Source organism: Streptomyces sp. NBC_01210, from assembly GCF_036010325.1.
GTDB lineage: Bacteria > Actinomycetota > Actinomycetes > Streptomycetales > Streptomycetaceae > Streptomyces.
The window spans coordinates 5,244,547-5,267,347 of the sequence record NZ_CP108549.1; the positions used below are offsets into that span (position 1 = coordinate 5,244,547).

The following is a 22,801-nucleotide window of genomic DNA, read 5'->3' on the forward strand; positions in this document are numbered from 1 at the left end:
CGCCCGCGCGCCCGGCTCAGCCCCGCCGTACGGCTCGGCACGCGTGCACGGCCCGGTCCCCCGCACCACGGGGGCCGGGCCGTGCGGCGTTTGTCAGTGGTGGCGGCCACAATGGGCGGGTGAGTACGACCAGCCTTGCCGCAGGCCTTCCTTCGCCCGACCACTCGACCCGGCTGCGTGAAGCCCTCCTCGCCGCCGCTTTCACCGCCGACGGGCTGCTCGACCTGCTCGGTGCGCCCGCGTATGCCGCGCTCGCCCGCAGCGAGACCGTGCCCGCCCTGCGGGCCACCCGCGGCGACGGCGTCCTCGACACGCTCGTACGGCTGTTCCTGCTCCAGCGTCCCGTCGCGTACGAGCGGGCGCGAGCCGCGCTGCCCCTTGAGGAGTGCCTGGCCGACGGCTGGCTGCTGCGCGACGGCGGGGAGGTCCGGGCCACGGTGGATGTGCGGCCGTACGGCGGACCCGAGGGACAGGACTGGTTCGTTGTCTCCGACCTGGGATGCGCGGTCGGCGGTGCGGGCGGCGCGAGCGGCCATGGCGAGGAGGTGGTGCTCGGCGTCGGCGGGGCGTCCACCACGCTCGCGGGGATCACCGTCCGTACGCCGGTCTCCTCCGCGCTCGATCTGGGTACCGGTTGCGGCATCCAGGCGCTGCATGCCGCACAGCACGCGACGCGGGTCACGGCCACCGATCTGAACCCGCGCGCCCTGCACTTCGCACGGCTGACCCTCGCGCTCTCCGGGGCGCCGGAGGCCGATCTGCGCGAGGGCTCGCTCTTCGAGCCGGTCGGGCAGGACACATACGACCTGATCGTGTCGAACCCGCCGTTCGTGATCTCACCCGGCGCCCGGCTGACCTACCGGGACGGCGGGATGGGCGGGGACGATCTGTGCCGCACGCTCGTTCAGCAGGCGGGAGCCAGACTGAACGACGGGGGATACGCGCAGTTCCTCGCCAACTGGCAGCACGTGGAGGGGCAGGAGTGGCAGGAGCGGCTGCGTTCCTGGGTCCCACGCGGCTGCGACGCGTGGATCGTGCAGCGTGAGGTGCAGGACGTGACGCAGTACGCCGAGCTGTGGCTGCGCGACAGCGGAGACCACCGCAGCGACCCGGCCGAGTACGCGGCGCGGTACGACGCATGGCTGGACGAGTTCGAGGCGCGTAGGACCAAGGCGGTCGGCTTTGGCTGGATCACGCTGAGGAAGTCCGGTTCCGAGCGCCCGTCGATCGTCGCCGAGGAGTGGCCGCACCCCGTCGAGCAGCCGCTCGGCGAGAGCGTGCTGGCGCATTTCGCGCGGCAGGACTATCTGCGTACGCACGACGACGCGGCCCTGCTCGCCGGTCACTTCAGGCTGGCGGCGGAAGTCGTGCAGGAGCAGGTCGGGCTGCCGGGCGCGGAGGACCCCGAGCATGTGGTGCTCCGTCAGCACCGCGGTATGCGGCGCGCCACCAAGGTGGACACGGTCGGCGCGGGCTTCGCCGGGGTGTGCGACGGCACGCTGAGCGCCGGACGGATCCTGGACGCGATTGCCCAGCTCATCGATGAGGACCCGGTGGTGCTCCGCGACCGCACGCCGCAGGCCGTACGGCTGCTGGTCGAGGAGGGCTTCCTGGAACCGGTCCGTCCATGAGGTGAAATCGGCCAACATCCGCAAGCTGTACAGCAAACAGAACAGCAAACAGGAGCAGGAAGAACAAGAGAAACAAGAGAACAAGAGGAAGAGGAGCTGCCGCCTCCGCTGCGCCCTCCTCGACGTTCCCGGCCCGCCCTTCGCCCCGTCCCGCACGCCGCGCTCCGCCCGGCTCTCGATCTGTCACCGCGACCGGGCGGGTGAACCCACGCGGCGTTCACCAGGAATTCGTGCCCCTGACGCCCCGAGCTGTCAGCCTCGGGCCGCCGGGAAGTCCGGACATCGGGGAAGAACGGGGTACGGGCATGGAGAGCGGGCCAGCGATCTTCGCCGGGACGGCGTTCGCGCTGTTCGGGGCCGGGCTGCTGCTGTGGACAGGAGCACGCGTGCTGCACCGTGCCCCCGTCGCGCACGGAGTGAGCCCCGCCACGGCCGTCGCCCTCTCGACACTCTTCGGCGCGGCGTCCCTGGCCCTCGGGGTGTGGTGCTTCGGCCGCGTCTGATCTGGGGCCGGAGCCGCCGACGTGCCGGTCCGGGCGGCAGGAATGGCCGGAGTCGGGTTACCGTTCGAGTGGCCGTTGCGGGCTTTTGCCGTTTGACACGAGGGCGGGTTGTACCGTCACACTCCGCAGCGACAGCGGCGGCAGAACCGTGACCACACGGTCTTACTGCCGTTTGTGCCCATCGAGCGTCGACCGGAGAGAAGAGCGAAGTTGTCCCCGACCAGCGAGACCGCAAAGGGCGGCCGCCGACTCGTGATCGTCGAGTCTCCTGCCAAGGCTAAGACGATCAAGGGCTATCTCGGCCCTGGATACGTCGTCGAGGCGAGCGTCGGGCACATCCGCGACCTCCCGAACGGCGCCGCCGAGGTGCCCGAGAAGTACACCGGCGAGGTGCGGCGCCTCGGCGTCGACGTCGAGAATGACTTCCAGCCGATCTATGTCGTCAATGCCGACAAGAAGGCGCAGGTCAGGAAGCTCAAGGAGCAGCTCGCCGAATCCGACGAGCTCTACCTCGCCACCGATGAGGACCGCGAGGGCGAGGCCATCGCCTGGCACCTCCTCGAGGTCCTCAAGCCCAAGGTCCCCGTCCACCGGATGGTCTTCCACGAGATCACCAAGGACGCGATCCGCGACGCCGTCGCCAACCCGCGCGAGCTCAACAAGCGCATGGTCGACGCCCAGGAAACCCGCCGAATCCTCGACCGTCTCTACGGCTACGAGGTCTCGCCGGTCCTGTGGAAGAAGGTCATGCCGCGGCTGTCCGCCGGCCGTGTCCAGTCCGTCGCCACCCGCCTCGTCGTCGAGCGTGAGCGCGAGCGCATCGCCTTCCGTTCCGCCGAGTACTGGGATCTGACCGGCACCTTCTCCACCGGCCGTGCCGGGGACGCTTCCGACCCGTCCACCCTCACGGCCCGCCTGAACACCGTCGACGGACGGCGCGTCGCCCAGGGCCGCGACTTCGGCTCGGACGGGCAGCTCAAGTCCGACCAGGTTCTCCACCTGGACGAGGCGAACGCCCGCGCGCTCGCCGCTGCGCTCCAGGACGCCTCGTTCGCCGTCCGCGCGGTCGAGTCGAAGCCGTACCGCCGCTCGCCGTACGCACCTTTCCGTACGACGACGCTGCAGCAGGAGGCCTCCCGCAAGCTGGGCTTCGGGGCCAAGGCCACCATGCAGGTCGCGCAGAAGCTGTACGAGAACGGCTTCATCACCTATATGCGTACGGACTCCACCACTCTCTCCGACACTGCCGTCTCGGCAGCGCGGGCGCAGGTAACGCAGCTGTACGGCGCCAACTATCTGCCGGAGAAGCCGCGCGTCTACGCCGGCAAGGTCAAGAACGCGCAGGAGGCGCACGAGGCGATTCGTCCTTCGGGTGATCGTTTCCGCACTCCGGCCGAGACGGGTCTGAGTGGCGACCAGTTCCGGCTCTACGAGCTGATCTGGAAGCGGACCGTGGCCTCCCAGATGAAGGACGCGGTCGGCAACAGCGTCACCGTCAGGATCGGCGGCCGGGCGAGCGACGGCCGGGACGCGGAGTTCACCGCGTCCGGCAAGACGATCACCTTCCACGGCTTCATGAAGGCGTACGTGGAGGGGGCCGACGACCCGAACGCCGAGCTCGACGACCGTGAGCGGCGTCTGCCGCAGGTCGCCGAGGGCGACGCGCTCTCCTCCGAGGAGATCTCGGTCGACGGCCACGCGACCAAGCCGCCGGCCCGCTACACCGAGGCCTCGCTGGTCAAGGAGCTGGAAGAGCGCGAGATCGGCCGCCCGTCGACCTATGCCTCGATCATCGGCACCATCCTCGACCGCGGGTATGTGTTCAAGAAGGGGACGGCGCTCGTGCCGTCGTTCTTGAGCTTCGCCGTGGTCAACCTGCTCGAGAAGCACTTCGGCCGACTGGTCGACTACGACTTCACCGCACGCATGGAGGACGACCTCGACCGCATCGCGCGGGGCGAGGCGCAGGCCGTGCCGTGGCTGAAGCGGTTCTACTTCGGCGAGGGCGACGCGGACGCCGGTGTGGCCTCCGCGGCGGGCAACGGCGACGGCGACCACCTCGGCGGTCTCAAGGAGCTGGTGACCGACCTCGGCGCGATCGACGCCCGGGAGATCTCCAGCTTCCCGGTCGGCGAGGGGATCGTGCTGCGTGTCGGCCGCTACGGCCCGTACATCGAGCGCGGTGAGAAGGACGCGGAGGGCCACCAGCGCGCCGACGTTCCCGAGGACATCGCGCCGGACGAGCTGACCGTGGAGTACGCGGAGGAGCTGCTGGCCAAGCCGAGCGGTGACTTCGAGCTGGGCACCGACCCGGCCACCGGGCACCAGATCATCGCGCGGGACGGTCGTTACGGCCCGTACGTCACGGAGGTGCTGCCCGAGGGCACGCCGAAGACCGGCAAGAACGCGGTCAAGCCGCGTACCGCCTCGCTCTTCAAGTCGATGTCGCTCGACACGGTCACGCTCGAGGACGCGCTGAAGCTGATGTCGCTGCCGCGGGTGGTCGGCGTCGACGCGGAAGGCGTCGAGATCACCGCGCAGAACGGCCGGTACGGCCCGTATCTGAAGAAGGGCACGGACTCGCGTTCGCTCGAGACCGAGGACCAGCTCTTCAACATCACGCTCGACGAGGCCCTGGCGATCTACGCGCAGCCGAAGCAGCGGGGCCGGGCAGCTGCCAAGCCGCCGCTGAAGGAGCTGGGCACGGACCCGGTGAGCGAGCGTCCGGTGGTCGTCAAGGACGGCCGCTTCGGCCCGTACGTCACGGACGGCGAGACGAACGCGACCCTCCGCACCGGCGACAGTGTCGAGGACATCACGCCGGAGCGCGGCTACGAGCTACTCGCCGAGAAGCGCGCCAAGGGCCCCGCCAAGAAGACGGCGAAGAAGGCTGCGGCCAAGAAGGCACCGGCGAAGAAGACCGCGGCCAAGAAGACGGCAGCCAAGAAGACGACGGCCAAGAAGACCGTCGCGAAGAAGACGACGGCTGCGGCCAAGACGACGGCGGCCGCGGCGAAGAAGACGGCCGCGTCGGCGAAGGCGTCGACGGACGAGTAGCGAGAGCATCACGGGCGCTTTGTGCGAAGAGTTTGTTCGGGGAGTTTTCCCACCCTCCGTACAAAGCGCCCGTATGTTCGGTCAGGTCTCCGGGGAGCGGCGCGCTCCGGATAGGCTGGGCGGATGACGCGAGCCGAGCAGCCAGCCGAGCAGCAGGCGGTCGTGAGCACCGCCTCAGAGACTGCCTCAGACTCCGACGCATCCGAAGCGCTTGCCGCGGACTCACGCGAGCGCGCGGTGCGGGCCCTGCTGCGCTTCCCGCCGCTCAAACGGCTGTGGAGCGCCCAGGTCGTCGGAGGCGTCGGGGATGCCGTCGCCGTTCTTGTGCTTCTGCTGCTGACACTGCAGGCGGCGGTACTGGAGGGCTCATTCGGGGCCGGCTACCGCGGGGCGGCCTTCGCCGTCGCCACGGTGCTCGGCACCCGTGTCCTGGCCACGCTGCTCTTCGGCGCCGTACTCCTCGGCCCGCTGACGACGCTCACCTCGCCGAACGGCCCGCTGGACCGCCGCTGGACGATGATCGGCGCGGATGTGCTGCGTCTTGCGCTGCTGATCGTGGCGCCGCTGTGGATCGACTGGACCCCTGGCAACGCGCCGGCGCTCCTGCTGATCACCGTCTTTGTCACCGGCGTCGCCGAGCGCTTCTGGACGGTCGCCCGCGACGGCGCCGCACCCGCACTGCTGCCGGCCCCGCCGCTGGAGGGCGCGGCGGTCCGTCCGCTGCCGGACCACCTCGACGCACTGCGCAGGCTCTGGCTGCGTACGAGCTTCGCCGCCATCCCCGCCGGAGCCGCTGTGCTGCTCCTCGGCACGCTGATCGGCAATCTGCTCGGCTCGGGCATCGAGTGGTTCTCGCTGCACCAGGCGGCCCTCGGTTCGTACCTCGCGGCTGGTCTCTTCGCCGCGTCCGTATCGACGCTGTACTTCTTGGAGCTGCCCGGCTCGCTGACCCCGAGGCCGCGCTCGCCGCTGGAGGGCCTGCGCCGTCCGTCCACCGGCAATGGCCTGGACAGGGGGCGTACGGGCGCCATACCGCTGTTCGTTGCCGGCTGCGCGGCGGTCGCGGGCGCGATCTCGTCCGCCGTTGCCGTCTCCGTACTGCACGCCTTCGACCTCGGTGGCGGGCCCGTGGCCTTTGCGCTGCTGGTGCTCGCGCTGACCGGCGGAGCCGGGCTCGGTATCCGCGGTGCCGGCGCCGTGCTGCCCACGCTCTCCCGTCGTAGGCTGCTCGCCCTCGCGCTCGCGGTCACCGGTGTCGCACTGCTCGCCATGGGGCTGGTGCCGGACACGGCGACCGTGCTGTTCATCGCGCTGCTCGCCGGACTCGCGGCCGGTGTCGCCGCGAGCACCGGGCATGCGCTCATCGACCAGGAGGCCGAGGAGTTCCGCCGGGCCCGGATCACCGAGCACCTGCAGGCGGTCGTACGGGTCGCGATCGCCCTCGGCGCGATCGCTGCCCCGCTCCTCGCCGCCGCGATCGGGCCGCACCGGCTCGCGAGCGGCGACTTCGTCTTCGCGCACGGTGGCGCGGCGTTCACGCTGATGCTGGTCGGCGCGCTGCTGCTGCCCGTCGCGGCCATCGTCCTCGCCAAGACGGACGACCGTTCCGGCGTACCGCTGCGCCGCGATCTTGGCGACGCACTGCGCCGCGGGGCCGATCCGGCGCAGGCGCCGGCGACGAACGGTTTCTTCATCGCCATCGAGGGCGGCGACGGGGCCGGGAAGTCCACGCAGGTCGAGGCGCTCGCCGAGTGGATCCGGGCGAAGGGCCACGAGGTTGTGGTGACGCGTGAGCCGGGTGCGACGCCGATCGGCAAGCGGCTGCGTTCGATCCTGCTGGATGTGTCGTCGGACGGGCTCTCGAACCGGGCGGAGGCGCTGTTGTACGCCGCGGACCGGGCCGAGCACGTCGATTCGGTCGTACGGCCCGCACTGGAGCGCGGCGCGATCGTCATCTCCGACCGCTACATCGACTCCTCGGTCGCCTATCAGGGTGCCGGGCGCGATCTGTCGCCGACCGAGATCGCCCGTATCTCGCGGTGGGCGACGGACGGACTGGTACCGCATCTCACGGTGCTGCTCGACGTGTCGCCGGAGGCCGCGCGCGAACGCTTCACGGAGGCGCCGGACCGGCTGGAGTCGGAGCCGGCGGAGTTCCACCAGCGGGTGCGTTCCGGTTTCCTCACGCTGGCCGCGGCGGACCCGGGCCGGTATCTGGTCGTGGACGCGGGCCAGGACCCGGGGTCGGTCACCACCGTCGTACGGCACCGGCTCGACCAGCTGCTTCCGCTCTCCGATGCCGAGGTGAAGGCGCAGGAGGAGGCGCGGAAGGCGGCCGAGGAGGAAGCCCGTCGGCGCGCGGAGGCGGAAGCCGCGCGCAAGGCGGAGGAGGAGCGGGTCGAGCGCGAGCGGCAGGAACAGCTGGCCAAGCTCCGTGCCGAGGAGGAGGAGCGCAAGCGCCGCGAGCTGGAGGAGGCGCGGCAGCGCGAGGCCGAGCGGCAGGCGGAGGAGGCCCGGCTGCGGGCCGAGGACGCGCGGCGGCGGGCGGACGAGGAGCGGGCGCGGCGGCTCGCCGAGGAGAGGGCGGCCGCGGCGGAGCAGGAACGCCTCCGCAAGCAGGCCGAGGAGGAGGCGCGGCTCCGGGCGGAGGCGGAGGAGCGGCGCCTGGAGAAGCAGCGCAAGGCGGAGGAGGCGCTGCTGCGGGCGGAGGAGGCGCGGCGGGTGGCGGAGGCGGCGGCTGCCGCTTCTGCGGCGTCGGCCTCAGCCGCGGCCTCGACTGCAGCTCCGGCCTCGGCTCATGAGGTGACCGTGCCGACGCCGGTGGTCACGCCGGACGAGGTGACTCAGGAGGTGCCTGCGGTTCCGGATGTGGCCGAGACGACGGTGCTTCCGAAGGTGCCGGCGGACGCGGACGAGACGACGGTGCTTCCGCCGGTGTCGAGGGACGCGGCCGAGACGACGGTGCTTCCGCCGGTGTCGGGGGACGCGGCCGAGACGACGGTGCTTCCGCCGGTACGGGAGTCCGCACGCAAGCCGGTACGCGAGCCGGTACGGGATACGGATCCGGCTGACCGGGTCCCGCCGGGCATCTTCCGCGACGAGGCCGGGAGAGAGGGTACGAACGAGCGCACCCGCGAACTCCCGCAGGTCGACCCGGACTCGGGCCGTCCCCGCCGCCGCTCGGACTGGGCGGAGGAGACCCCCTTGGACGACCTCCCGACGCTGGCTGACGAGCTGCTCGGCCCGCACGACGAGGACGAGAACGGGCGGCGGGGCGGGCGCTGACGGTTCGGCGCTTCGGCGCCCGTTTGCGGTGCAGGGGTTCGTCCTGGTGCCGGTTCTTCGGGGTGGCGAGTCCCTGCCACCGCGTCCGCGCTGTCAGACCCCTGCCCCACAATGGAACCCCCAGCACGAAAGGCGGTGACGGCCCATGACCGTATGGGACGACGTGGTCGGCCAGGAGCGCGTCCAGGCGCAGCTCTCCGCCGCCGCCCGGGACGCCGACACCCGCGTCACCGCCCAGGCCCACGGCGCCCCCGCCCCCGACGCGTCCAAGATGACGCACGCCTGGCTGTTCACCGGCCCACCCGGCTCCGGACGGTCCACCGCCGCCCGGGCCTTCGCCGCCGCGCTGCAGTGCACCAGCCCCGACCGCGCCCTCGGCGGTGAGCCCGGCTGCGGATTCTGCGACGGCTGTCACACCACCCTCGTCGGTACGCACGCCGACGTCGAGGTGATCCGTACGGACCTGCTCTCCATCGGCGTCAAGGAGACCCGCGAGCTCGTCCGCCGCGCCCAGCTCTCCCCGGCCGGCGGCCGCTGGCAGGTGATCATCCTGGAAGACGCCGACCGGCTCACCGAAGGCGCGGGCAATGTCCTGCTGAAGGCCGTCGAGGAGCCCGCCTCCCGCACCGTATGGCTGCTCTGCGCGCCCTCCCTCGAGGATGTACTCCCCACCATCCGCTCCCGCTGCCGCCACCTCAGCCTCCGTACGCCGCCGGTCGCCGCCGTCGCCGACGTCCTGATCCGGCGGGACGGCATCGAACCCGAGGTCGCCGTCAACGCCGCCCGTGCCACCCAGGGCCACATCGGCCGCGCCCGCCGACTGGCCACCGACGAGCGTGCCCGAGCCCGCCGGGCCACGGTGCTCAAGCTGCCGCTGCGCGTGGAGGACATCGGCGGCTGCCTCAAGGCCGCCCAGGAGCTGGTCGACGCCGCGGCCGAGGACGCCAAGCAGGTTGCCGAGGAGATCGACGTCAAGGAGACCGAAGACCTCAAGGCGGCCCTCGGCGCGTCCGCCGGCGGCCGGATGCCGCGGGGCACGGCAGGGGCGATGAAGGAGCTCGAGGACAAGCAGAAGCGCCGCAAGACCCGTAGCCAGCGCGACAGCCTCGACCTGGCGCTCACCGATCTGACGGGCTTCTACCGCGATGTGCTGGCCCTCCAGATGGGCTCGGAGGTCGCGCTCGCCAATCACGACGTCCGGGACTCCCTCGACCGGATCGCCCATGGTTCGACCCCGGAGGGCACCCTGCGCCGGATAGAGGCAGTGGTCGCGTGCCGCCAGGCACTGGACCGCAATGTCGCGCCGCTGCTGGCCGTGGAGGCGATGGCGGTCGCTCTCCGCGCCGGCTGACGTCCGGCCTGTCTCCTGGCCATCTCCTGGCCATCGAATCCGCACCGCAGGCCGTCAGACCTGCCGCCGATCGGTTGACCGGCTCACCCGTAAGAGCGCGGAAAGGCGGCAGCGGTCACCCTGCGATTACGCTCCATGGATGGACACCAGGCGCCTGCTCCGTACTTCCGCCCTCGTGCTGGCCACAGCCGGCCTGCTCATCTCCGGCTGCACCGGCGGGAGTTCGTCACCCAGCGCCTCCGAGTCCGCCTCCTCCGGCGGTGGCGGAGGAGCCGCCCCGACCGCTGCCCTCAAGCCGTACTACGCACAGCAGCTGAAGTGGCGTCCCTGCGGCGTCCCCGGTTTCGAATGCGCCACGATGAAGGCTCCGCTCGACTACGCCAAGCCCGACGGCGATTCGGTCAAGCTGGCCGTCGCCCGCAAGAAGGCCACCGGCCCCGGCAAGCGCCTCGGCTCCCTGGTCGTCAATCCGGGTGGCCCCGGAGGATCGGGCGTCAGCTATCTCCAGGGGTACGCGGGCATCGGCTACCCCGAGCCCGTCCGTGCCCGCTACGACATGGTGTCCGTCGACCCGCGCGGCGTCGCCCGCAGCGAGCCCGTCGAATGCCTCAGCGGCAAGGAGATGGACGCGTACACCCAGGTCGACCAGACCCCCGACGACGCAGCCGAGACGACCCGTCTCGCCACGTCCCTCAAGGGCTTCGCGGTGGGCTGCGAGAAGCGCTCCGGCACGATCCTGCCCCATGTCTCCACCGTCGAGGCGGCCCGTGACATGGACATCCTGCGCGCCGTGCTGGGCGACGAGAAGCTGACGTACGTCGGAGCTTCGTACGGCACCTTCCTCGGCGCGACGTACGCCGAGCTCTTCCCCGACCGCGTCGGCCGCCTCGTCCTCGACGGCGCGATGGACCCGTCGCTGGCGTCCCAGCAGATGAACCGTGACCAGACCGCCGGCTTCGAAACCGCGTTCCAGTCCTTCGCCGCCGACTGCGTCAAGGAGAAGGACTGCCCGCTCGGCACGGAGTCGGCCGCCGACGCCTCCAACCGCCTCAAGGCCTTCTTCGCCGCCCTCGACGCCAAGCCCGTCCCCACCGGCGAGAGCCGCGAACTCGGCGAGTCGCTGGCCACCACCGCAGTGATCGCCGCGATGTACGACGAGGCCGCCTGGCCACAGCTCCGCAAGGCACTGGCTCAAGCCATGAACGGTGACGGCGCGCCGCTGCTCTCGCTGGCCGACAGCTACTACGAGCGCGAGGGCGACGGCTCGTACGCGAACCTGATGTACGCCAATGCGGCCGTGAACTGCCTGGACCTGCCGCCCGCCTTCACCGCCCCCAAGGGCGTGCAGTCGGCCCTGCCCGCGTTCGAGAAAGCCTCCCCGGTCTTTGGCAAGGGCTTCGCCTGGGCCTCCCTGAACTGCGCGTACTGGCCCACCCCCGCCACCGGCGCGCCGCACCGCATCGAGGCGAAGGGCGCCGCCCCGATCGTGGTCGTCGGCACCACCCGGGACCCGGCCACGCCCTACAAGTGGGCGCAGGGGCTGGCCGGGCAGCTCTCCTCCGGGCGCCTGCTCACGTACGACGGCGACGGCCACACGGCGTACGGGCGCGGCAGCGACTGCATCGATACGGCGATCAACACGTACCTGCTGGAAGGCACGGCCCCGGCGGACAACAAGCGCTGCCGCTGAGGGCGGGCTGTGAGGTGCCCTGGACCTGGTTCGGGGCACCCAGAACAACCCTGTAGACTTGGCGCCGCTGCTGATGCGAACGTGTTCTCGCGAGGACGGGTATATCCGCAGCTTGCCGCCTTAGCTCAGTTGGCCAGAGCAACGCACTCGTAATGCGTAGGTCTCGGGTTCGAATCCCGAAGGCGGCTCCGTGAAAGCCCCAGGACTCACTCGCCGTGACCTGGGGCTTTTGCCTTTTCGTGGCAACGCCTCAGCCTGAGAAGCTTTCCCATGCGTGCTGCCGAAGTGGCGTGTCGACGCGGACACCCCGGAAGTCGCGAGCAGTTGGCGGCGGGACCTGGCGCTGGATGCCCGCCCACACGCCCGCGCCGACGGCCGCTGTGAGATATGCCGCCGATGCCGCGGACACCAGCTTGCGGCGGGTGTCGGCGGGCCAGGAGGTGAAGGTCAGCAGCTGGGCCAGGGCCGGCAGGACGAGGACCGCGTGCAGGGCCACTCCGTGCAGGGGCTTCAGCGCCTCGGTGGAGTGGTATGCCGCCTCCTGGCTGTCGGTGCGGGTGACCCCGCCGAGGTCGGCGAAATGGAAGTTGTCGGAGACGACGTCGCCGAGGAGGGCCTCGGCACCGCCGACGAGATCCTCGTCAAAGTCGCCGAGGGGTCACTCTTTCGGCATGCGCACATACGTTTCTTCCTGAGCCGAACGAGTGGCCGAGTGGATCACCTTGCGGGATTCGGGAAAACCAGGGCTGTCTGGACCCCGAATACGTAAGGAAGGTCGGCATGAAACCCATCCGCCCCCTCGCCGTGGCCGCCATGGCCACCGGCGTGCTCCTCGTCAGCGGCGTGACCTCCGCCAATGCGCTGGCCGCCAGCGACAATCCGCCCAAGACCGATTTCCCCGCCGAAAGCGGTGTCGTGGCGCCGCTGAGCGCGCACCCCCAGTACCAAGGCTCCAGCGTGGCCATCCCGGCCGGAGGTTTCGCCTTCGCGCATGTGGACTGTCCATCGGGCAGGGTGCCCACCGGGGGTGGCGGCACGACCAGCAGCACGCTCACCTTCTTCACGGACTCCTACCCAACCAGCGGGGGCTGGACGGTCGGTGTGAAAAACACCGCCACCTTTGGCGCCTCTGCGACGGCCTGGGTCGTCTGCACCGTCCCGTAGGTCGTGTCTGCGCCCTAGGCTCAGACCTGGTCTCAGTGGCGGCGCAATCCAGGATGGTCCGTGTACGTCCGTTGCACCCCATCCAGTGCCGTGACCTGCTGCGCTGTGTACGGATCATCCTTCAGTGGACAAGGGTGGACGAGAACCGATCTTCTCGTAGTGCGTAGGTCTCGGGTTCCAATCCCGAAGGCGGCTCTGTAAAAGCCTCAGGACTCACTCGCCGTGACCTGGGGCTTTTGCTTTTGAGGGCAGGGCGAGGTGCACGCCTCGCCAGGAGTCCGCCGCCTGCCCGCCGTACGTCGGCGCACGGCGGAAGCGGTATCTGACCGGCCACGGTTGCCTCGATCGGAGGCCGGTCAGATCGGTTGCTGTCATCGAACCCATCCCGCGGCCGGCACTTCTCCCGCTCAGGCTGCAGAGCTGCTGTCCATGTCCGGGATGGTCGCCAGCAGTTCCCGGAGCAGGTCGATGGTCTCGTCCTCGGCATCGACGCCGAGTTCCTCGTTGAGACTGTTGAGTCGATCTGCGGCCTCGATGATGGCGGCGCGGTCGCCCACGGCCGCATGTGCGCGGAAGAGATCTCGGGAGAGTAGTTCGCTCTCCGGAGAAGCTGCCAGGCCTCGTGTCGCCGCCGCGAGTGCGCCGGCGTGGTCGCCTGCCGACAGGCACCGTTTCGCCAGTTCATGGGCAACGTCAACGATCGCCGAGAGCATGTCGTGGAACATGGCGTCCGCCCAGAGGTAGTTGCGCGGATTGGTCGCGGCGAACGGACTGCCCTGGACCAGTGCCAGAGCGTTCGCCAGAGCGGTGTCGGCGGCCTCGCCCTTGGTATGCATGCCGTTCTGGTAGAACTCCTGGAAGTCCAACCAGTCGCACCGCACAGAAGACGCGAAGGTGTACCGGCCGTCCGAGACAAAGGGGAGGTACGACTGCCCGCCCACCCAAGCGCGCAACTTGCTCATGTTGGAGTTGCGCAGCGAGTGGCCGACCTGGCGCTCAGGCCAGATCGCCTCGTCGAGGGCGTGGTGCTCCAGACCCGGGTGCAGCACGAGCCATGCGGCCAGCTCGGTCAGCCGACCACGGCGGTTGGGCTCTACGGGGCCCTCTGCGGAGACCAATTCCACCGGACCGAGTACACGGACGTACGGCGCCGCAGGGGATGGCAGCGGAGTGCGGATCACGTCTTCGAAGGGGATACCCGTGCGCTCTTCGTGCTCCTCGGTCGGATCCGGGTCCGGAACCGCCGCGACGGAGAGCTTCATACGGGGGTCTTCGGGCCGTGCCCACGTCGGCGTCGGCTCGTCCCCGGGTCGGCCGGTGATGTCCATAAGTTCCAACAGGCTTTCGTACTGGGCAGTTTCAAGGCGTTGGAGTACCACTTCCAGGTCGGTTCCGGGGAGGCCGATCACCATCTCGGGTGCCGCCGCCACGGTCCAGGTGCCCGGAAGGACGAGCGCATCCTCGGCGCTCGTCACTGCCGCCAGCGAGGTACGTGGCTGAGCCCCTATCAGGTCGATGAGGTCAAGGGCGCCCTCGTCCCCTTCTGTGAGCGGCAGCGAGCAGAGCACGATCTGCGGGGCCCAGGCATCCGCGCCGGTGCCGAGCAGCCGCGCTTCGCGCAGGCTTTCCGCACCGCTCTCCTCCAGCGCACGACGCTGTGCCGCGTCATGTCCTCGCAGCCCGGCGACCGCAGAAGCGAGGGTCGCATGGTGGACGATGCGGCCGGGGAACGCCGCTTTCAGCTCCTGGCCGAAGCCGACCAGCCGGATCGTGTGCTCGGCGTGCAGTGAGTCGGAAGCCAACTCCACTGCCAGAGCGAGGAGTATGGCCTGTACGTCGTACTCGTCACCATCGAGTCGGAGCATGCCGATGCGCTCGAGGTCGACCAGCACGGGATGTCCGTCGGAGCTGGTGCCGAGGCTGATCAGTGCGGGGTACGGCAGCGCGGTGCAGGATGCCTCCTGGGCCGGGAGAAGCGAGTCTGTGTCCTTCGGGCACCACCAGATGTCGTCCCCGCCGATCACCGGTATGAAAGGCCGTACCGCAGGAGCCGGCTCGGAAAGATGGAGGGCGGCCCCCTCCGGGGTGATGACGGCGGCGGTGATCGACGGTAGTGCGCTCTCGGCCTCCCCCAGACCGGCGGCAAGAGTACGCAGCGCGCGATCCAGCAGGTCGAGGCCGTCGGGCACATCCGCTGCGGCCACGCGCATGTCACGCTCGAGTGCGGCGGTGTCACCTTCGGGGAGTGAGATGCGGCGTCGGGGGCGGCGGCGGCGCTGTTGAACGATCCGTCGGACGCCGAGTACGCCGAGCACGCCTGCGGCGAGGAGCGCCCCGACCCCCGCGACCGTCCGGATGGACCCGTCCTCGTTCTCCTCGCCGTCGTCGGCCGTATCGGTGGCGTCCGCCGTGCCCGGGTTCTCCCTTCCGGCAGGCCCGGACGGCTGTCCCTCACCGGCGGACGCGGCGTCGTCGGGCCTCGCGGTCTCCTGCGGCTTGGCGGAGTCGTGCGGCTTCGCGGTCTCGTGCGGCTTGGCGGAGTCGTGCGGCTTCGCGGTCTCGTGCGGCTTCGCGGTCTCGTGCGGTTTGGCCGACTCGTGCGGTTTGGCGGAGTCGTGCGGCTTCGCGGTCTCGTGCGGCTTGGCGGAGTCGTGCGGCTTCGCGGTCTCGTGCGGCTTCGCGGAGTCGTGCGGTTTGGCCGACTCGTGCGGCTTGGCGGAGTCGTGCGGCTTCGCGGTCTCCTGCGGCTTGGCCGACTCGTCCGGCTTCGCGGTCTCCTCCGAAGGCTTCTCCTCGCCCGACCCGGGCTTGTCCCCGGCGTCGGAAGCGCCGGGTCCCGTCCCAGGGAGCCGCAACTCCTGTCCCGGGATGATGAGGTCGGGGTCGGTGAAGGTACCGCCTCCCGGCTGAGGAGTACCCCTGTTGAGGTCGAAGATCTCGGTATAGCGGGCAGGGTTACCGAGTTCGCGGTTCGCGATCGAGCCCAAGGAGTCGCCCGGCCGCACCGTCGTGGTCGTCCCGGCGTCCGCCGCGGCGGTGCCTCCCGGCATGAGGAGCTTCCAACCGGGCTGGATGAGTCCTTGGGCGTGGAAGACAGTGCCGTCGGCCATCACCCGACCCTCATTGAGCGCGGCGATCTCGTGCCAGCGGTTCCCGTCGCCCATCTGGCTCTCGGCGATGCTCCACAGACTCTCCGATGGCCGGGTGTCCCGCACCGTATATGTGTTCTCGCGCGCCGCCCCGTCCATGGACCGGGTCTCCGACGCGTTCACGGAGTCAGAGCCCCGGGCCTGGATGGAGGACTGAGACACCGAGCTCGATGCCGCCGCAGGCGCCGCGAAGGCCGCGCCGGCGGTCGGCAGGAGCACCAGGATGCCGCCGATCAAAGATGCGGCGGCCCGCTGGCTCATCCCGAGGCCGCTCACTCGCCGTGCGGTACGGCCGCGCAACTGAGCCGGAATCTCCAGGAGTACGGAGACACTGAAGCCTGCCCAGCCGATCCACCCCGCGGCGGCGAGCAGCAGCAGAAACGCCCCTCCGGTGTCCTGACGGGAGAACAGGTGGCTCAGGTCGTCGAGACCACTGTCCAGGACGAGCCCGGTGGCCTGCCACAGCAGCACAGGGAGGCCGAAGAGCAGGACGAGCAGTACGACCAGACTCAGCAGGGCTCGCAGCAGATGACGGAGTGTACGCACTGCGATCACGCTCCTTCCGGGGCGACGACACCGTGAATCAGCGTGGCCTTCCCGTGCCCGGTGACTCCCATGGAAGCGACGCCGACGACGCTCAGGAAGCGTGTGGAATATGTTGTGTTCACGCGTACGGTGATCGTCTTCCCGTCGCCGGAGACGTTCACCGAACCACTGACCCCGGCCTTGTTGAGATACTCGGCCGCGGCAGCTCGCGCGCCTTCGGGGTCGGCAACGACAGCGTCGCCTGGGATTGCCTTGCCAGGGTCGATGGCCTGGCCTCCGGCCCTGGCTGCCTCCATGGCAATGGCATCGGCGCGTTCACTGGCTCGCAGTTTCCCGCCACCGTCCACCACGACGCCGATGATGGCCAACAGCGACACGGTGAGGATGGCGCAGTAGACGGCTATTCCGCCGCGGTCGTCCAACGCACGCATCAGTTGCGCTCCCGGAATGCGTCGACCGCCGAGGTGAAGGTCGAACTGAGGGTGTGGCTGCCGGGCACTCCCGGCAGCATCAGATCGGACAGCGGAACGGTGCAGCGAACGGTCACGGTCACCGTGCCGACCGTGCCGAGGGGGGCGCTGAGACCCGAGGCGTCCACCGAGATGCTCGTTCCGGAGCACTTGAGGCCCTGGTCCGCCAGCGTCTCATTGGCTGCGGCGTAGGCATTGGCCTGGGCTGTCGCGGCGGTCCGCGCGATGGATGCTTCGCGGGCAGCGTCCTCTGCGGCGGCGTCCACCTTGCTGCCCGCGGTCACCACGCGGCCGGCGGCGAGTGCCATGCAGAGAAACATGATCATCAAAGGCGTGACGATCGCCGCCTGGATCGCCTCACTGCCCCGGTCGTCCCAGTTCAACTCATCCCCCGGTCGTCCAGCGCTCCACCGGCCCGGACGCGCTCTGTGTGATGGTCAGGCCCGGCACCCCCGGCAGCATCGACGGTGCGGTACCGGACACCTGGATACGGATGCGCTCCGCCGAGCTACCCCCTGTCGACACGGTCGGGCCGAGCAGGCTGCTGCCCGCGATACGGCCGAGCACGTCCTGGGCACGCGCCGCGCCGGCGCCCGGGCCGGATTCGTAGACCCGGGCGGCGGCCACGCCCTCCCGTGCGGCTGTGAGGGCCACATTGCGCGCGTAGTACCACATCGACACCTGTACCACGGCGATCGTCAGCAGGATGACGAACGGAAAGACGATGGCCATCTGAATCGATGAGTCGCCGCGATCGTCCAGGGACCGGCGGACGACGGCCGGACGATGCACTAGATGCCCGCCAGCTTGCCGTTGTACCTGCCGACGATCACAGCGATGGTGCCGGCGATCAGCAGGGCGCCGGCGACGGCCGCGACCCAGATGATGACCGTGGTGATGCTGATGTCGCCGCGCTCCGGGTCCTGGGTACCGCGCTCGATGCGTTCGCTCAGAACAGCCAGCACGATAGCCAGTGATGCAGTGGCCCGGGTCGTGAGCTTGTTGAACATGTCCATGTTGGAGACAGCCCCCTCGTTGTTTTCTTGCGTCAACACCGCTGACCTGTTGCGGGATTGAATGTTGATCAGTTCAGGTGGTCAGAATATTGACCACGGCGGGGAAAGCGACAAGCAGCATGACGAGCACCGCCAGCAGAGCGCCTGGAGCGGTCATCTTCTCGCTGTTCTCGTTCGCCTCGGTCGCCTGTTTTGAAAGCAGTTCGATGCGCAGCGACTTGGCCCGCGCCCGCAGCGTCGTGTAAACCGCAGCCCCGTCGTGCGCGGACATCCGCATGATCTCCGCGACATCCTCCAAGACCGGCAGGTCGAGCTCTTCGGTGAGCTGCACCAGCGCCTCCCACGGAGGGATCTTGTCGACGCGTGCTCGCAGCATCGCCTCCTGGAGTCTGGTGAAGGCCCAGCCCTTGCCGATGGCCGCAGCCCGCTCCAGCGCTTCGGTTGGACCCGAGTCGGCGGCTCGCTTGAGCGCGACCAGATCGAGGTAGGCGGCGACTGCGTGCGAGAACTCCTCGCGCGCCCGGTTCGCCTGGTCCCGTACGGACAGATCGGGAATGAACCACAGCAGTGCGCCCAGGCCGAGCCCCACCGCGACCGGTATGTAGAAGGGCACGCCCAGGCCCATCAGCGTCCAAGCGCCCACGAGCAGCGGAGGGATCAGCAGACCGAAGCCGGCCAGGGCGGACTTGAGCAGCAGGAAGCGCTCGGCCGACTGGCCGACCAGCGCCAAGTCCTTTCGCGGAATGGTGACGCCCGGGAGGCCCTGCAGGTGCTCCAACAGCCACTCGCCCCACATCTCGTCGCGGGTGGCCGGAGCGGTGGGCGCCTCCCTCGGTGCTGAGGTGTTGAGACGGTGCACTGCGGAGGCCAGATCCGGCTGCGGCCGGACGAATTCGCGTATGAGCAGCGCGAGCCCTCCACCGACAGCGAGTCCCGCGAAAATCGCGGCAGGCGGGATCACGAGACCTCCTGGAGTGGATCGGACGATTCCGGCATTTTGACCCGGCTGCGGGGATCAGCGATCAAGAATCGCGGCACCGGCTTGTGGTCGGCCAGAGAGCGCATCCAGGCCAGCACCCCCGCGAAACCGGCCGCCAGCAGACCCAATACGAGCTGACCGAGGAAGGTGCTGTACGGAGCCGTGTAGCTGGGGGTGAGAAATCCGGCCGCGACCACGCACAGGGTGATGATGGTCATCCACCGCACCGTCGTACGCGGCTTGGCCCGGTCGGCCTCGATCTGCCGGCGTTTGGCGACCTCCTCGCGTACAGCCTCGGAGAGATCCTCGAGCGCCTGAGCGAGCCCCGGGCCTCGGTCGGAGGCGCACAGAATCAGGGAGGCGAGAACTTTGTCGGCAGTGACATCGTCAAGCGCGTCCGCGAAGGACTCCAACGCATCGGCGGGCCGCCAGCCGACCTGCAACCGGTCGGCGAGATCGGCGATCTCATGTTCCAGCTCACTGGGCGCACCACGGCGGCTGGCGATCATCGCCTGCTCCAGGCCCATGCCGAGACGCAGCACATCGGCGAGGCGTTGGGTCCACTCGCCGAGTGCCTCCAGCTTGTCGATGCGCACGGCAGCGTTCTTGGTGGGGGAGAGCAGCCAGGGCACACCGACAACGGCGAGTCCGGCGAGGGCTCCGCCTACGAAGACTCCGGTGAACAGCCATATCCCCAGGCTGATAGCTGCCGCAGCAGCCCAGCGGGCCCGGCGCCGCATGGACGCGTCCCGATCCGCACTTCCGCCGCCTTTGCCTTTGCCTCGTCCGAAACGCCGGGGAGTCAGCGGGGCGGTGGTTCCGACGATGCCGGCAACCACTCCCACCAGGCCTCCGACGATGGCCAGCCCCGCGAGTACCCACAACAGCATCGTGTTCATCCGGCCATCACACGAAGATCCAGCGGACGCTGCCACGAGCCGCGCGGGTTGTCGAGGAGATGACTGGGAAAGCCGACCCGCACAAGGTCGTCCAGGCATGCCGGGTGCATCTGCGGTACGGCCCTCGGTTCACCGGGCGCAGGGGCAAAGATCCTGTTGGTCGCGGGCCGGCCGTTCTCGCCCATGCCTGTGACCTCCAGCACGTGCGAGACGAACCGGTGCCGCTTGCCTTCGATCCGGGTCTCGTCGCGCATGGACACAAAGACGATGAAGTCGAGTCCGTTGGCCGCCTGGCGGTAAGCGAGTTGCTCGGTCATGTTGTCCTGCGCCAGGAGATACAGCTCAGCGATCCGGTCGAAGACGATCTCGGGACGGCGGGCGTGGATCGTACAGAGGTTGCCGCCCTTTCCGTTGGTCATCGCCTGCATCATCGCGACGATCTCCTTACCCCGGACCTCCCCGACCACCACCCGGGACAGCGACATACGCAGTGCCCGGTGGATGAGGTCGAGCAGGGTGATCTCCCCGGCGCCACGGCCGTCCGACCCGCGCTCGCCGTTGGACTCCCGGGACTCCATCGGCACGACCTGGCGGTGGAAGTCATTGGTGTGAGCGAAGAGTTCGAACTCGGTCTCGATGGTGGCGAAACGCTCGTCCGGGTCGATCTCCTTGAGCAGCGCACGCAGCAGAGAAGTCTTGCCCACCGCCTGCTCACCGGTGATCATGATGTTCTTCTCGGCTCGCACGGCGGCGGAGAGAAAGGACGCCAGGGTCTCGTCGATGGCCCCCAGCTGAACCATGCCGGCCAGGTCCACATCCTTGACACGGTGCCTGCGGATGGTGACGAACGTCTTGGGTGTGACCCCGGTGACAGCCTGCAGGCGCGATCCGTCCGCGAGGCGCAGTGCAAGGAACGGGTCGGCGGTGGAAAGGGTGCGCTCGCTCTGGCCGTTGCGCCGGGCCAGGTCCCGGAGCATCTCCTGAAGTTCCTCGTCGGATTCTGCTACGGGCGCGGCATGAACCCGATGGCTGTCGCCGTAGTCGAGCCACACATCGTCGTAGCCGTTGATGAGGATGTTCTCGACCCGGTCATCGTCCAGGTAGGGCTGGAGGCGACCAGCCCTGAAGAGCATGTCGTACACGGCCGCGGCGAGGGCAGTGTCCTCGGCCTTGGTGGTGCTCGCACCGCGTTCGACGGCGATGGCGTCGGACCAGACGGCGACAGCCTCGTTGATCAGAGCACGGCCGCGCTGTGCCTGTGACTCCAGACCCATCCGCCCCGAGGACTTGATCTCCTGCGTGAGACGGTCAGCCACGCCTTTCTTGATCTCTCCGGCGACGCGGTAGTCCACAGTGACCTGGGGCAACGCGCTTTCGCCGAGAGCATGGGGGGAGGACGCCCCCGCCGGCTCGCCTTTGATGGCCGACGCAGCGCCGAACCGCCCGAGGATCACGGTCCGTTCGGTGGCGGGCTCAGGGTGCACCCCGGGGTCCGGGTGCAAGGGATTAGCGCGCACGGGCCAGCTCCTCTTCTCCGTACGGTCCCTGAGGGCGCGGCGCGAGACGGTCGCGGCGAAGCAGCACGCGCTGTTGCAGCGGGCCGGTGACCGAGCGGGCCGCGCGCATCAGATCGGAACGCGCGAACCGGCTACCGCCGTCGACGCCGTCGGACAGCACCGAGGCCTGTTGTGGTCGCCACGGCATCGCGCCCAGAACCGGCGCCTGCAGCACCTTCTCGACTTCACCCGGCTTGTACGGGCCGCTCTCGACCAGCATCACGGCGAGTGCGTCGGCACCGGTTCCGCCGGGTCCGTGCAATTCCTTGCGCAGCGCTTCGGCCCGCACCTGTGCGCTTTGGACACCGCGCAAGGTGTTGCGGACCACCAGCACCACGACGTCCGCTCGCCTGGCCAGTACGGCGGAGGCGCCGAACGCGCCCCGCCGACCGAGGTCGACCAAGACGTCGTGATCGTGATCCTCGATCCTGGCGAAGAGTTCGGCGAGGCTGCCCCAGGCGGGGTCGAGACCGGCCGCCTGCGCGGGGTCGGTGATCCCAGGGAGAAGTAGCCGTGAGCTGCTCTCGTCCTCGGAGATGTCGACCAACTGCCGCCAGAACGCCTCAACCAGTTGGTCCTTGCGCGAGGCAACGGCCAGATTGCGCAGCCCGTAGCGGGAATCCATGCGGCCCTGGAGGGCACCGGCCAGCACGGCCCCGCCGTCCGGGTCGCACTCGGCCAGGATCAGCCGCCGGCCTGGCTCCAGGGGCCAGGCCAGCAACAGAGCAAGCGCTGTGCTGGTCACCCCTGGAGCTCCGGTGCTACCGACGAAGGCGATCACTGACATCAGGAACCGCTCCCGTTCTTCACGACGATGGCGACCCTGCCGGTGGCGGCGCGCGCCGCAAGTGCCGGACCGTCGGTTGCCGGGACGGCCACGTCGACTGTGACGACGCCCGTGGTGTCGGGAGCCTTGCCGACCGACACGATCGTGGCCGCAATGGTGTGCGGCGGGGCCGACGGCACGTTCTCGTCTGCGCCCGGTGTGCTGACGATGAGCACTTTGCGCCCGGGGAACAGTCCGGAGGTGGGCCGCTGTGACGGCTTGACGGATATTCCGACCAGCGTGTCGCCCTCCCCCAAGAGGGATTTGTCCGTGACCTGATCGCGGGCGAGCAGTGAACCCGGTGTCAGCTCGACTGCGGCGCGCTTGCCGACGACGCTCGCCCTGTCTGTCGCCTTCACCGGTTTGAGCGCTGGGTCGAGAGAGATGGACGCCTCGGTGAGATCGCTGTCCTCGATCACGTCACCGACCGGTACGTCGCGGGCGATCGCCAGAACGTCCGTTCGCTCGCCGGTCGCCGTGAACAGCACCGCGCCCGAGAGCCCTCCGACGGCGGTCAGCGCGAGAGACAGCGCGATGAGCGCCGGCCGACGCCGTCGCTGCTTCAGGGCCCGCGGCGGCGCCACGGGGGTGGGGGCGGAGCCGCCGGGCCCGCCCTGGACGGGTGGGGCGGCGGTCTTCGTCCTGGTCAATTCCTGCCTCCAGCAGATCTGTCGCTGCT

18 protein-coding genes and 1 tRNA gene are annotated in these 22,801 nt (G+C 69.6%); 8 read left to right on the forward strand and 11 right to left on the reverse strand.

The window, feature by feature from the left end:
• Window positions 1-119 precede the first annotated feature (119 nt).
• The 7 genes from OG735_RS23840 to OG735_RS23870 all read left to right on the forward strand — a co-directional run bounded on the left by OG735_RS23840 (window position 120) and on the right by OG735_RS23870 (window position 11,705).
• Window positions 120-1,631 (forward strand): class I SAM-dependent methyltransferase, encoded by a 1,512-nt coding sequence (locus OG735_RS23840; RefSeq protein ID WP_327325193.1) that lies wholly within the window; start codon window positions 120-122, stop codon window positions 1,629-1,631.
• A 305-nt stretch (window positions 1,632-1,936) separates the two neighbouring features.
• Window positions 1,937-2,134, forward strand: coding sequence for a hypothetical protein (locus OG735_RS23845; RefSeq protein WP_327325194.1), 198 nt, complete (start codon window positions 1,937-1,939; stop codon window positions 2,132-2,134).
• Window positions 2,135-2,344: 210 nt separating this feature from the next.
• Entirely contained in the window at window positions 2,345-5,191 is a 2,847-nt protein-coding gene (gene topA, locus OG735_RS23850) for a type I DNA topoisomerase (RefSeq protein WP_327325195.1), read from the forward strand.
• 123 nt (window positions 5,192-5,314) lie between these two features.
• The gene (tmk, locus tag OG735_RS23855; RefSeq protein WP_327325196.1) at window positions 5,315-8,476 is read left to right on the forward strand and encodes a dTMP kinase; all 3,162 of its coding nucleotides are present in this window, start codon (window positions 5,315-5,317) and stop codon (window positions 8,474-8,476) included.
• Between the two features lie 145 nt (window positions 8,477-8,621).
• Window positions 8,622-9,827, forward strand: a complete 1,206-nt coding sequence (locus tag OG735_RS23860; protein ID WP_327325197.1) for a DNA polymerase III subunit delta' — start codon at window positions 8,622-8,624, stop codon at window positions 9,825-9,827.
• Window positions 9,828-9,966: 139 nt separating this feature from the next.
• The gene (locus OG735_RS23865; RefSeq protein WP_327325198.1) at window positions 9,967-11,517 is read left to right on the forward strand and encodes an alpha/beta hydrolase; all 1,551 of its coding nucleotides are present in this window, start codon (window positions 9,967-9,969) and stop codon (window positions 11,515-11,517) included.
• A 114-nt stretch (window positions 11,518-11,631) separates the two neighbouring features.
• Window positions 11,632-11,705: transfer RNA gene (locus OG735_RS23870), tRNA-Thr, on the forward strand.
• 62 nt (window positions 11,706-11,767) lie between these two features.
• Here OG735_RS23870 and OG735_RS23875 read toward each other — a convergent pair.
• The gene (locus tag OG735_RS23875) at window positions 11,768-12,013 is read right to left on the reverse strand and encodes a hypothetical protein (protein ID WP_327325199.1); all 246 of its coding nucleotides are present in this window, start codon (window positions 12,011-12,013) and stop codon (window positions 11,768-11,770) included.
• 284 nt (window positions 12,014-12,297) lie between these two features.
• On the opposite strand from OG735_RS23875, the gene OG735_RS23880 reads away from it, so the two are divergent.
• Window positions 12,298-12,681: a hypothetical protein gene (locus tag OG735_RS23880; protein ID WP_327325200.1), complete on the forward strand. Its 384-nt coding sequence runs from the start codon at window positions 12,298-12,300 to the stop codon at window positions 12,679-12,681.
• A 407-nt stretch (window positions 12,682-13,088) separates the two neighbouring features.
• Here OG735_RS23880 and OG735_RS23885 read toward each other — a convergent pair whose 3' ends face one another.
• The 10 genes from OG735_RS23885 to OG735_RS23930 form a co-directional block, all read right to left on the reverse strand.
• Window positions 13,089-16,376: a BTAD domain-containing putative transcriptional regulator gene (locus tag OG735_RS23885; RefSeq protein ID WP_327325201.1), complete on the reverse strand. Its 3,288-nt coding sequence runs from the start codon at window positions 16,374-16,376 to the stop codon at window positions 13,089-13,091.
• 5 nt (window positions 16,377-16,381) lie between these two features.
• Window positions 16,382-16,807: a hypothetical protein gene (locus OG735_RS23890; protein ID WP_327325202.1), complete on the reverse strand. Its 426-nt coding sequence runs from the start codon at window positions 16,805-16,807 to the stop codon at window positions 16,382-16,384.
• A complete protein-coding gene (locus tag OG735_RS23895) occupies window positions 16,807-17,229 on the reverse strand; it encodes a TadE/TadG family type IV pilus assembly protein (protein ID WP_442812479.1) in 423 nt (140 codons plus the stop codon). Before OG735_RS23895 ends, OG735_RS23890 begins: the two co-directional genes overlap by 1 nt.
• A 1-nt stretch (window position 17,230) precedes the next feature.
• A complete protein-coding gene (locus tag OG735_RS23900; RefSeq protein WP_327325204.1) occupies window positions 17,231-17,578 on the reverse strand; it encodes a TadE family protein in 348 nt (115 codons plus the stop codon).
• 59 nt (window positions 17,579-17,637) lie between these two features.
• Window positions 17,638-17,862, reverse strand: coding sequence for a hypothetical protein (locus tag OG735_RS23905; RefSeq protein WP_327328432.1), 225 nt, complete (start codon window positions 17,860-17,862; stop codon window positions 17,638-17,640).
• A 73-nt stretch (window positions 17,863-17,935) separates the two neighbouring features.
• Window positions 17,936-18,823 carry a hypothetical protein gene (locus OG735_RS23910; protein WP_327325205.1) on the reverse strand — a complete coding sequence of 296 codons (888 nt, stop codon included), beginning with the start codon at window positions 18,821-18,823 and terminating at the stop codon, window positions 17,936-17,938.
• Window positions 18,820-19,740, reverse strand: a complete 921-nt coding sequence (locus OG735_RS23915; protein WP_327325206.1) for a type II secretion system F family protein — start codon at window positions 19,738-19,740, stop codon at window positions 18,820-18,822. Before OG735_RS23915 ends, OG735_RS23910 begins: the two co-directional genes overlap by 4 nt.
• Entirely contained in the window at window positions 19,737-21,257 is a 1,521-nt protein-coding gene (locus tag OG735_RS23920) for a CpaF family protein (protein ID WP_327325207.1), read from the reverse strand. Before OG735_RS23920 ends, OG735_RS23915 begins: the two co-directional genes overlap by 4 nt.
• The gene (locus tag OG735_RS23925; RefSeq protein ID WP_327325208.1) at window positions 21,247-22,083 is read right to left on the reverse strand and encodes a hypothetical protein; all 837 of its coding nucleotides are present in this window, start codon (window positions 22,081-22,083) and stop codon (window positions 21,247-21,249) included. The genes OG735_RS23920 and OG735_RS23925 overlap by 11 nt, the downstream gene beginning before the upstream one ends.
• On the reverse strand, window positions 22,083-22,772 hold the full coding sequence (locus OG735_RS23930) for an SAF domain-containing protein (protein WP_327325209.1): 690 nt from the start codon (window positions 22,770-22,772) through the stop codon (window positions 22,083-22,085). The genes OG735_RS23925 and OG735_RS23930 overlap by 1 nt, the downstream gene beginning before the upstream one ends.
• Window positions 22,773-22,801 lie beyond the last annotated feature (29 nt).

Bases quoted from the DNA above. Each gene is read 5' to 3' on its own strand.
- OG735_RS23845 (WP_327325194.1), top strand. From the start codon at position 1,937: ATGGAGAGCGGGCCAGCGATCTTCGCCGGGACGGCGTTCGCGCTGTTC.
- tmk (WP_327325196.1), top strand. From the start codon at position 5,315: ATGACGCGAGCCGAGCAGCCAGCCGAGCAGCAGGCGGTCGTGAGCACC.
- OG735_RS23860 (WP_327325197.1), top strand. From the start codon at position 8,622: ATGACCGTATGGGACGACGTGGTCGGCCAGGAGCGCGTCCAGGCGCAG.
- OG735_RS23865 (WP_327325198.1), top strand. From the start codon at position 9,967: ATGGACACCAGGCGCCTGCTCCGTACTTCCGCCCTCGTGCTGGCCACA.
- OG735_RS23880 (WP_327325200.1), top strand. From the start codon at position 12,298: ATGAAACCCATCCGCCCCCTCGCCGTGGCCGCCATGGCCACCGGCGTG.
- OG735_RS23890 (WP_327325202.1), bottom strand. From the start codon at position 16,807: ATGCGTGCGTTGGACGACCGCGGCGGAATAGCCGTCTACTGCGCCATC.
- OG735_RS23900 (WP_327325204.1), bottom strand. From the start codon at position 17,578: ATGGCCATCGTCTTTCCGTTCGTCATCCTGCTGACGATCGCCGTGGTA.
- OG735_RS23905 (WP_327328432.1), bottom strand. From the start codon at position 17,862: ATGGACATGTTCAACAAGCTCACGACCCGGGCCACTGCATCACTGGCT.
- OG735_RS23915 (WP_327325206.1), bottom strand. From the start codon at position 19,740: ATGAACACGATGCTGTTGTGGGTACTCGCGGGGCTGGCCATCGTCGGA.
- OG735_RS23925 (WP_327325208.1), bottom strand. From the start codon at position 22,083: ATGTCAGTGATCGCCTTCGTCGGTAGCACCGGAGCTCCAGGGGTGACC.